The following is a 10,817-nucleotide window of genomic DNA, read 5'->3' on the forward strand; positions in this document are numbered from 1 at the left end:
TTGGTGGTGAAGAATAAGATGAAATATAAAAATCTGCTTATTTCTCGTTACTTTCTGATTTCAAAATATACCGGGATTATTATTATCTTTGCCGGGGCTGCTATTCTATCACCACTTTTATTTTTACTAGCTTTTCCTGAAGAAAGCAGCCTGGCACCTCATTTTCTGCTGGCAGGAGGACTTTCTATTCTGGCAGGATTAGTATTATTTATTTATGGGAGCAGACATCAGGAAGAAGATGTGGAGTTATCCTTAAACGAAGGGAGTATAATTGTTATTTTCTCCTGGCTTGGGGCAATTTTCTTCTCTGCAATACCTTTTATAACTATTTTAGATATGAGCTGGAGCCATTCTATTTTTGAAGTAGTAAGTGGTTGGACAACTACCGGTTTGTCTCTTGTTGATGTTACTAGTGCCCCGAAATTAATCCTGATCTGGCGCTCGATTATGCAGTTTTTCGGTGGAGCTGGCCTTGCAGTAATTGCTTTATCTTCACTGCTCCCGGTTCATGGAATGGGATTATATATGGCTGAGGCAAGAAGTGATAAATTATTACCCCATGTAAAACGCTCTACCATGTTGATCATGAAAATCTATACTTTCTATACTGCAGCAGGGATTATTCTCTATTATTTTGCAGGGATGCCGCTCTTTGATTCCATAAATCACTCGATGGCTGCAATTTCTACTGGAGGTTTTTCCACTCAGCCTGACAGCATCGGCCATTACAACAGTTTATCTATTGAAGTGGTGACAATTGTCTTAATGCTGCTTGGTACAATAAACTTTGCAACTCATTACACACTGCTTAAAGGTAAGGTTAAAACATTCTTTAAAAATGCTGAGATACGTTTAATGATAACTCTATTTATATTTTTAACTCCTATATTAATGTTTTTTTCATTAAACTCTTTATACCCTATGCTAAGCGAGAATTTTAGAATTACCTTTTTCCAGATCATTACAGCTTTATCAACAACCGGTTTTTCGACGATTTCTTTTGCCGGCTGGCCGATATTTGCTAACTTTATCATTATATTAATTATGCTTGTTGGTGGTGGAACAGGTTCAACTGCTGGTGGTATTAAGCAGTATAGAATCTATTTGATTTTTAAATCAATCTACTGGGAAATTAAAGAACAGTTTTTACCTCGCAGAAGTGTCAGCAGCAATTATCTCTGGCGGGGAGAGAATAAGTTTTATGTAAAAGATCAGCATGTAAAAGATGTAGCTAACTATATATTACTATACTTGTTTACTTTTTTTGCAGGAGTAGCAGTCCATACAGCCTATGGATATTCTCTTTTAGATAGTATGTTTGAATTTGGATCAGCTCTGGGTACAGTTGGGATTTCAATCGGTTTACTTTCGCCAGAAGCTCCTCTGGGTATAATCTGGACTCAGACAATTGGAATGTTTTTAGGTAGGCTTGAATTCTTTATAATTCTTTATGCCGGGATAAAACTATTTAAAGACGGAGTTTATATTTCGAAGCATTAATGTAGTCTTAATTACCCCAGAGAGATTCTATTTGTTCAGTAACAATGGAGCTTCTCTGGGGTTTTTATTTTGTATAATATTTTCTTCAGGAGAACTTAATAATTAGATATTATTTCGAGTTTTATGTAATATAATAAATTTAGGCTCAAGTAGTAAGTTGAAATATCAGGGAGGTGCTGAAAAATGAAAGACAAGAAAAAACCTGTGAAGAAAGAAAGTGAAAAGAAAGAAGAAAAGAAATAATTTCTTTAATCAGTAACAGCTAAACTATGTATATTTTCCCCTGTAGACTTAATGCTAACAGGAAATTTTTTTGTTGTTAATAATCCGATAAGATGAAAAAAATCACACTAAGGATTTAAAACAGCTGGCTGATTATTTGGAACGCCAGAATCTGGATTAGGGTTATCTTTTTAGTTTTAACCTTTAACCAGGTGTTTTTTATTTAAAGTTACTATAAATGAGGCACCACCTTGCTTATTATTTTGAATATTGACCTCTGCTTGATGTTTATCAATAATGTCTTTAACTATAGCCAGACCAAGCCCGGTGCCATTACTATCATTTCTGGATCTTGATTCATCTACTTTATAAAATCTTTCCCATACTTTATCCTGTTTTTCTTCTTCGATTCCTTTCCCTTCATCTTTAATCATGATTTTCACATTTTCTATTTCATTTTTTGGATTATTAATTTTTTGAGTTATAATTTCTATCTTAGAATTTTCAGGTGAGTGTTTAACTGCATTATCAATTAAATTTATAAAAACTTCTTTAAATTTATTTGGATCTACTTTAATCTCCAAGTTATTATTTTCGTAATTTCCTTTTATTTTAATATTTTTCTTATTGATTTCAGTTTCTAATGAATTGACAGCAAAACTAATTAAGTCTTTTAGTTTAACCCTTTTTATATTTAATTTAATTCCATCTGAGTCTAATTGACCAAGGATAAGTAATTCTTCTACCAGGTATTGAAGATGTTCAGCTTCATTTTTCATTATTGATGAATAATTTTTTAGCTGTGTTTGATTTAAGTCCTGTTCTTCAATTATTTCAGCAAAACCTTTAATTGATGAGAGAGGTGTTCTAAATTCGTGAGATATGTTTGCAATATATTCTTTTCTGAGTTTTTCCAGTCTGTTTTTCTTTTTGATTGTTTTTTCAATTTCTTCTACAGCATAATTATAGGTTTCGATCAAATTCTTCAATTCAGTTGTTTTAACATTATTCTCTTTGATTTTAGTAAATTCATTATTAGAAATATTCTTAGCAGAAGCCTTAACTTTATTTAATGGTTTGACGATGTTTTGACTGAATCTAATGCTCAATAATAAAGCAATAATCAAGGCTATTAAGGATGAATAGAAAATTAATTTTAAGATGTCAATTATAGTTGTTTTTACACTATCTAACTCTGATTTCAGTATAATGCCTCCAATAATATCAGAGTTTCCTTTTGTATTTAACGAGATGTCTTTATTTTCATTAAGTGGATCTTTAAAAAGAGGAAAGATCATTAATAGTTCATTTTTTTTAGGTCCCTTTATTTTATTTATAACTTGATTACCGGCAATTACTTCTTTTAGAGTTTTATCTTCGATCTCCATTTTTAGAGAATCAAAATTAGATGAATTCAATATAAAATCTCCGTGATTATTAATTATTCCAATTTCTAGTTCAGATGTTTTAGAAATTGTGTTTATTCTTAACAAACTTTCATCCTGTCTGAATTTTTTTAGATTGGCATCATTGATATAATTATTAATAATTTCTGCAATTCTATGCCCATCTTTAGAGGCTTTCCATTCTCGTAAACCATAGTAATAGTTTTGGATTAAATATCCAAAGATACCACTAATAATAATTATGGTGATTAATACAATAATAGTATTTGTGATTAACAATCTGCTAAAAAAACTATTAAAATTAATCTTCATGATTATCTTCCTTAAATGAAAATTTATAGCCAGTACCCCAGACAGTTTTTATGAATTTATTATTTATATCTTTTTCCTTTATTTTTCTTCTAATTCTTTTAATATGCTCATCAATAGTTCTAATCTCTTGATTATTTTCAACCCCCCAGATATTTTTGAGCAGTTCTTTTCTAGAAAAAACTTTATTACTATTTTTTAACATAAATTCAAATAAGGCGAATTCTTTGGGAGCAAAACTAATAAGTTGATTGTTGATAGAGATGGATTTATCATCATTACTTAATTTAAATCTAAATTCAGAAAAATTGTAGACTTTAGAATTATTATTTTCACTTCTAGTTTGATTTCCAGACCTTCTTAAAACCGCCTTGATTCTTGCTCTTAATTCTCTGGGAGAAAATGGTTTGGTTACATAATCATCTGCACCAATTTCCAGTCCTAATACTTTATCAGCCTCTTCAGCTTTGGCTGTCAACATAATTATGGGAGTATAGACTTTCTTTTCTTTTAGTTTTTTACAGATTTCCCAGCCATCCATTTCGGGAAGCATTATATCAAGCAGAATTAGATCATAATCATTTTCCATAGCTTCTTTATAACCTGATTTTCCATCTTTTTTAAATACAACTTCTGTGTTGTAACTATTAAACATAGCCTTAACTAGCTCAAATATATTTTTGTCATCTTCAATTAATAAGATTTGTTTGTTATTTAAATTCATAGTTACCTCCTTCATTTACAATTTGTTTATATTATATATTCTAAGATAACGGCAAAAATCCTTTTTTAAATCTAAAATAGCTAATAATTTAATTTAAATATAAATAATTTGTATATAAATTTGATTTTTGTTTATAATTTGTTTATAATTATAATCAAGAAATAGTTATAAAATTTAATTAATTTGGAGGGGTACTATGAATAAAAATGAAAAAAGCAAAATGGAAATGTTTTATTATTATTTGAAGATAGGTTTAGCTATTGCCTTTGTTATTTGGGTTACCATTTCAATTAATGGTTTACAGGGCACAGCACAGGAAAACAGCAATTTGATTTTAAGACCAGAATTTGAGACATCATTTCTTCCTGGAGGTCCTGAGAGATTTTCGGAGGCCTATGCTGATGTAGAAAATGTTGATACAGAAGCAAAAGTTGAAGAAGGAGATTATCTCTGGAGTACAATACTTATTGCTAATAGAGGTAAAAAAGATGGACAGGAACTAAATATTAATATAGAAACTGCTGCAGAAATGGATCAAATTCTTGTTAGTCCAACTGGCTATAGTAATGAAGTTAATATAGAAACTGAAGATAATAAGATGAGTACTGAGATTAGTGTAGAAGAGCTTGATATTGATGATGCAGCCAGGATATTTATTGGGTTTAATAAGGATAAGATAAATGTCAATGAGCAAAATTGGGCTGATAGTTATGAAGATTACTTAAAAAGAATTAGTATTGAATCAGGAAATGTTGAAGATATATTTTATGGATTAGCATATTAAAAGTATATACACTCCCATTTAATAAAGAGACCGGCATTAATGCTGGTCTCTTTAAATATTACTTATTATGATCAAGGAGGATTTAGTTGAAACAGCTATTTTTTGAATTTATTTTAATGGCAATTTTCATTATAATTTCAGGAACTTATTTATCAAAATTTGGAGATATAATTGCTGATAAAAGTGGTCTGGGTCAGGCTTTTATCGGTGGAATTTTAATTGCAATGGCAACTTCACTACCAGAACTTGTGACAAGTATCAGTTCAGCTCTTGTTGGAGCTCCAGATATTGCAGTCGGTAACGCTTTTGGCAGCAACACATTTAACCTTGTCATTTTAGCCTTTGCTGATTTACTTCAGGGAAAAGGTCCACTACTACTTCGAGTTAACTACAGCCACCTTCTTTCTGGTCTGGTAGGAGTTTTACTTTCAGCATTGGTAGTTTTCAGCCTTATCTTATCCCATTTTATGAATTTCAATTTGAGTATTTTTGGTGTGGGAGTAGATAGTATAACCTTACTTATTACATATATTATAAGTGTGAGAATGATCTATCGTTATGATCAGAAAAATCCTCTTGATCCCGATGATCCTGTCAAGGAAGAAGATCCAAATCCAGATTACACTCTAAATAAAACTCTGCTGGGCTTTGCCCTCTGTGCAGTTGTAATTGTTTTTAGCGGCTATCGTTTAACTATTACTGCAGATCAGATATCAATGTTGACCGGAATAGATCAGAGTTTTATTGGTTCAATAATGGTGGCAGCAGCAACTTCACTGCCGGAACTCGTTGCAACTATTTCCGCTATTAAGATCGGTGCCTATAATATGGCAGTCGGAAATGTCTTTGGCAGCAATATTTTCAATATGACAGTTATTTTCTTTGCCGATGTTTTTTACCGCCAGGGAGTTTTATTAGAAGATGCCCGCATAGTACATATTTTAACTGCAACTGTAGGTATTTTGATGGCAACAATAATTTTAATTGGTTTGTTTTATCGCTCACGCCGCTCGTTTATGTGGATGGGCTGGGATGCGATTGCAGCCACAGTAGTTTATTTTGCAGGAGTTTATCTGTTATTTCAGTTGGGACTGAATGTGATTTAGTAATAAGATCATTAATAGTAGAAGTGTATCCAAAACTTACTGGACTTATTAGAAAACTAAAAACCCACTCTATAAAAGGAGTGGGTCAAAAAGAGGAGAGAATTATCAAGTACAAAAATCTATTTAATAGCTGCATTTGATGCAGCTTCAAAAAGGGGATCAAATTTATACTTTTATTCTATTTATAATAATATCAGCAAGATATTAGTTCTCAATTAATTACAAATTAAAAACTTATTAAATAAAAAATAGTGGAGTTAAAGGTCCAAAATTTAATGACAGTATGCTAAAAATATTCCATATGGTTGTTACTGTATATATTACTGTGGTTTTTAACGGTGGCTGAGGTTTACTGCGGTGAAATTACTGTGGAAAATCGAATAAAATTAGCATCTCAATTGGAGATGATTTACCCTCAGAGAGGCTTCATTTTGTTCAGTTAATGATGGAACTTTTCTGGGGGTTTTTGTTACTTCGGAAGAAATTATTTTTATCACTTATTTGACAAAATATTTATAATGTGTTTTAATATAGGAAAAGAAAATATTTCTGTTGTCTAATCTCATCTGAGAGCGGGGGACCCACTTTTTTGGGGCGAATCTATTTTTAGAAGAAGACCTTTACTTCTAGTCCGACAGCTAACTCCGTAGACTTTAAATAAGGGACAGACTTGATGCCACCATTATATTATATTTTGGTGAAATTTATCTATGGCACTACAGTCTATCTGTAGTGTTTTTTTATTTTATAAAGCTTTTTTTAACATATAACTTATTTTACTTGTCTGGAAAGGAGTAGAGAGAATGAAGATCAGCAAGAAAAATTTAACCCCGGCACAGTACTTAGTTTTTGGTTATTTTATTATTATCATGCTGGGTTCAATACTTTTAATGCTGCCAGTTGCAACAACTGATGGTCAGGGGCTGGGAGCTATAGATGCAGTGTTTACAGCTACATCTGCCACCTGTGTGACAGGTTTAATTGTTGTTAATACTAAAGAAGCCTTTACTCATTTTGGTTCAACAGTTATTATGCTTTTAATCCAAATTGGTGGACTTGGTATCATGTCGATGTCTACCTTATTTGCCTTTATTATTGGGAAGAAGATTAGTTTAAAAGAAAGATTAATTATTCAAGAAGATTTAAATCAGTATCAGATATCGGGAATGGTGAGATTGGTCCAGTACTTGCTTGGTTTTACCTTTGCAATTGAAGGAACTGCTGCAGTTATCTTATTTGCTCGTTTGGTACAGGACTATCCTGCAGGGAGGGCAATTTATCTGGCTATTTTCCACGCTATATCTGCGTTTAATAATGCTGGTTTTGATCTTTTTGGAAACAGCCTGGAGAACTTTACCGGTGATATAACAATTAACTTTGTTATTATGGCTTTAATTATCCTCGGTGGTATAGGTTTTGGAGTGATGGTAGAAGCTTATAACAGAGTCAGGTTTAAAAAATCAACTCTGCAGACTAAAATAGTGCTTATAATTACTTTAGCTTTACTTATCTTTGGCTTTATTATCTTTTTTGTTTTAGAATATGATAACACTCTTGCTGGTCTACCTCTACTTGATAAAACACTGGGAGCAATGTTTTTATCTGTAACACCAAGAACAGCAGGTTTTAATACAGTAGCAACCGGAGCTCTAAAACAGTCTTCACTCTTTATTATCATTATCTTAATGTTTATTGGTGCTTCACCTGGCTCGACCGGTGGAGGTATCAAGACAACTACTTTTGGTGTAATGCTTGTTACCTTAAAAAACATGATAACTGGTAAAGAAGATATGGAAGTATATAACCGCCGCTTTGAAAAAAAGATCGTCTATGAGGCTTTTACTATTACAATGCTGGCTGCCGGGCTGGTTATATTAGTAACAACGCTTTTATTAGTGATTGAAGACTTTCAATTTATAGATGTTTTGTTTGAGACAGTATCCGCCTTCGGTACAGTGGGACTTTCAACAGGAATTACCGGTCAGCTATCTGATATTAGTAGAGTCTTAATTACAATTACTATGTTTGCTGGTAGAGTTGGTCCACTGACCCTGGCGCTTGCCTTTGGCGAAAGAGTAAGAAAAGGAAAATATCATTATCCAGCAGAAAAAGTAATGGTCGGTTAATTTTGATAGGAGGACAAATAAATGAAGCAGTTTGTAGTAGTAGGTTTGGGTAGATTTGGAGCCAGTGTAGCAACGACTCTGGCTGAAAATGGACATGATGTTTTAGCGATTGACCGTGACCCAGAAAAGGTGCAGGCAATCAGTGCTGATGTAACTCATGCAGTAGAAGCTGATGCTACTGATGAAGAAGCTTTAAAAACTCTGGGAGTTAGAAACTTTGATGTGGCAGTTGTTAGCATTGGAGATAATGTTTCAGCAAATATATTGTGTACTTTAATTTTAAAGGAATTAAGTTTACCGTATGTAATTGTAAAGGCACCTGATAAATTACACGGCAAAGTTTTAACAAAAGTTGGAGCAGATAGAATTGTTTATCCAGAGCGTGATATGGGGGCAAGAATTGCTCAGAATCTTATCTCTTCCAATGTATTAGACTATATAGAATTTGCTCCCGAATATGGAGTGATAGAGCTGCTGGCAACTGACAAAATGACAGGAAAGTCTTTAAAAGAACTTGAATTAAGAGCCAGTTTCGATGTTAATGTTATGGCAATCAAGCGCGGAGAAGACATCCATATTTCTCCTGGTGCTGAGGATAAGATTGAAAGTGGAGATAAATTAGTTCTAATGGGTAAAAATGAGAATCTTGATAAAATGCGTGACTTTGGTAATTAAACCTTTAGCTTCTATGGACTTCTAAAAAGTATGAATTACAACAAAAATAAATGAAAGATATAATTTCAGGAGTGTGAAAAATATGAAGATTAAAACTTTAAAAGGTAAAATGCTCCTTGGTTTTGCAGTTATGATCTTAATTTTGGCTGGAGTTGTTGGCTGGAGTATTTATAACTTTGAATCTCTATCAAATGCGATCAATGATATCTTAGTAGAAAACTACCGCAGCATTAAAGCCAGTGACAGTATGGTTGAATCAATAGAGCGTCAGGATAGTGCTCTGCTGCTGCTTTTGAGAACATCTGAAGAACAGGGACAGGAAATATTTAGACGCAACGAAAAAGAATTTTATACCTGGCTGGCCAGAGCAGAAGATAATATTACAATAGATGGTGAAGGCACAATTCTTGAGAAGATAAATGAAAAGTATTTTAGTTTTGTATCTAAATTTGATCAATTCTATAATGCAGACGAAAATCAGCGCTGGGAGATTTATAACCAGGAGTTACTGCCTTTATTTAATGAAATCAAAACTGATATTCGGGAGTTAAGAGAACTTAATAGACAGGCAATGGTGGATGCCCAGGGTGATGCAAACAGCAGAGCCAATCAGGCAATCATCTATACAATCGGACTGGCTTTACTGGTTACTGCATTTTCATTAATTTTTGCCTTTTATCTCACCAAACAGATATTGAGGCCAATTAAAGAATTAGAAAAAGGGATTAAAGAAGTGGCTGCCAGAAATTTTCAGCGTAAAGTTGAAGTGGCCTCTGAGGATGAAATCGGTGTGCTGGCAGATGAATTTAATGAGATGATTTCCAAACTTAAAGAATATGAAAAATTAAATGTTAAAAAGCTGCTGATGGAGAAAGAAAAGTCGGAAGCTGTAGTAAATAATTTGAGCAGTCCCTTAATAGTGACAGATAAGGATCATAAGATTGTTTTAATCAATGAAACAGCTAAAGAACTATTTTCACTGAGGGAGGATGTACTTGGCACGCACTTTTTAGAGGTTATTAAGGCAGAAGAGATTTTTGAATACATTAAAAATCCTGAAGCTAAAGAGGAGAAAACCTTTCTGCTAAAAAAGAACGATAAAAAAAGACATTACCGGATTTCTACCAAACAGGTAATTGATGAAGATGAAGAATATCAATTTACAGTTACTCTTTTAGAGGATATAACCCGCTTAAAAGAAATTGATAACATGAAATCTGATTTTGTTTCAACTGTATCTCATGAGTTTAGGACCCCATTAACTTCTATGAATATGGGCCTCAACATGGTAATTAACGAGGATACAGGAGAATTAAATGAGGAACAGAAGGAACTGCTGGAAGCAGCCTATGAGGATGTGGAACGATTAACTGAGTTAGTGAATGATCTGCTTGATCTCTCAAAGATTGAATCAGGCAAAATTGAAATGGAGTTTGATAAGGTAGATGTCAATGATATTATTGAAAAAACTCTTAACCCCTTCCATAAACAGGCGGAGGAAAAAGAAATTGAGCTCAAATTTAAACAGTCAGAAGATAATGTTTTTGCCTATGCCGATCCTTCAAAAATAAGCTGGGTGATTTCTAATCTGATTGGAAATGCACTTCGCTATGCTGATGAAGGTAAAATAGAAGTAGATGCAGAAATAAAGGGTAGAAGGGTTCTAGTATCAGTAGCAGATAATGGACCAGGTATTCCAAAAGAATATCAGTCTAAAATATTCGAGAAATTTGTCAGAGCCGGCAGTGATAAAGAAGAAAAGAGTGGAACCGGTCTCGGCCTTGCTATTGCAAAAGAAATTATCACAGCCCACAATGGTAGGATCTGGGTTGACAGTGAAGAAGGAGAGGGCTCTACTTTTTCATTCTATATCCCAAGATATGGCTATCAGGAGGAAAATAATGAGTAAAATTTTAGTAGTAGATGATGAAAAAAATATTAGATTAGTTGTTGGTAAAAGTCTGG

The 10,817-nt window shown here is 33.0% G+C and carries 8 protein-coding genes and 1 riboswitch; of the genes, 6 read left to right on the plus strand and 2 right to left on the minus strand.

All coding sequences use genetic code 11. The features are described 5' to 3' along the window. Positions 1-18 precede the first annotated feature (18 nt). Positions 19-1,500: a TrkH family potassium uptake protein gene (locus DFR80_RS14460; RefSeq protein WP_076544503.1), complete on the plus strand. Its 1,482-nt coding sequence runs from the start codon at positions 19-21 to the stop codon at positions 1,498-1,500. 419 nt (positions 1,501-1,919) lie between these two features. Here the strand turns inward: DFR80_RS14460 and DFR80_RS14465 are convergent, their stop codons facing one another. Together DFR80_RS14465 and DFR80_RS14470 are read right to left on the minus strand one after the other, a co-directional pair. Further along, a complete protein-coding gene (locus DFR80_RS14465) occupies positions 1,920-3,440 on the minus strand; it encodes a cell wall metabolism sensor histidine kinase WalK (RefSeq protein WP_076544504.1) in 1,521 nt (506 codons plus the stop codon). Beyond that, positions 3,430-4,161 (minus strand): response regulator transcription factor, encoded by a 732-nt coding sequence (locus tag DFR80_RS14470; RefSeq protein ID WP_076544505.1) that lies wholly within the window; start codon positions 4,159-4,161, stop codon positions 3,430-3,432. The genes DFR80_RS14465 and DFR80_RS14470 overlap by 11 nt, the downstream gene beginning before the upstream one ends. 196 nt (positions 4,162-4,357) lie before the next feature. On the opposite strand from DFR80_RS14470, the gene DFR80_RS14475 reads away from it, so the two are divergent. The 5 genes from DFR80_RS14475 (at position 4,358) to DFR80_RS14495 (ending at position 10,761) form a co-directional block, all read left to right on the plus strand. Continuing rightward, positions 4,358-4,945 carry a hypothetical protein gene (locus DFR80_RS14475; RefSeq protein WP_076544506.1) on the plus strand — a complete coding sequence of 196 codons (588 nt, stop codon included), beginning with the start codon at positions 4,358-4,360 and terminating at the stop codon, positions 4,943-4,945. A gap of 116 nt (positions 4,946-5,061) precedes the next feature. Then, positions 5,062-6,051: a sodium:calcium antiporter gene (locus DFR80_RS14480; protein ID WP_369862820.1), complete on the plus strand. Its 990-nt coding sequence runs from the start codon at positions 5,062-5,064 to the stop codon at positions 6,049-6,051. A 543-nt stretch (positions 6,052-6,594) separates the two neighbouring features. Beyond that, a riboswitch (cyclic di-AMP (ydaO/yuaA leader) is annotated at positions 6,595-6,719 on the plus strand. A gap of 135 nt (positions 6,720-6,854) precedes the next feature. Then, positions 6,855-8,177, plus strand: coding sequence for a TrkH family potassium uptake protein (locus DFR80_RS14485; RefSeq protein ID WP_114490413.1), 1,323 nt, complete (start codon positions 6,855-6,857; stop codon positions 8,175-8,177). Positions 8,178-8,198: 21 nt separating this feature from the next. Then, positions 8,199-8,852, plus strand: coding sequence for a TrkA family potassium uptake protein (locus tag DFR80_RS14490; RefSeq protein ID WP_114490414.1), 654 nt, complete (start codon positions 8,199-8,201; stop codon positions 8,850-8,852). 82 nt (positions 8,853-8,934) lie between these two features. Then, positions 8,935-10,761, plus strand: a complete 1,827-nt coding sequence (locus DFR80_RS14495; protein WP_114490415.1) for an ATP-binding protein — start codon at positions 8,935-8,937, stop codon at positions 10,759-10,761. Positions 10,762-10,817: the final 56 nt, after the last annotated feature.

Source organism: Halanaerobium sp. ST460_2HS_T2 (genome assembly GCF_003337665.1).
Classification (GTDB): Bacteria; Bacillota; Halanaerobiia; order Halanaerobiales; family Halanaerobiaceae; genus Halanaerobium; species Halanaerobium kushneri.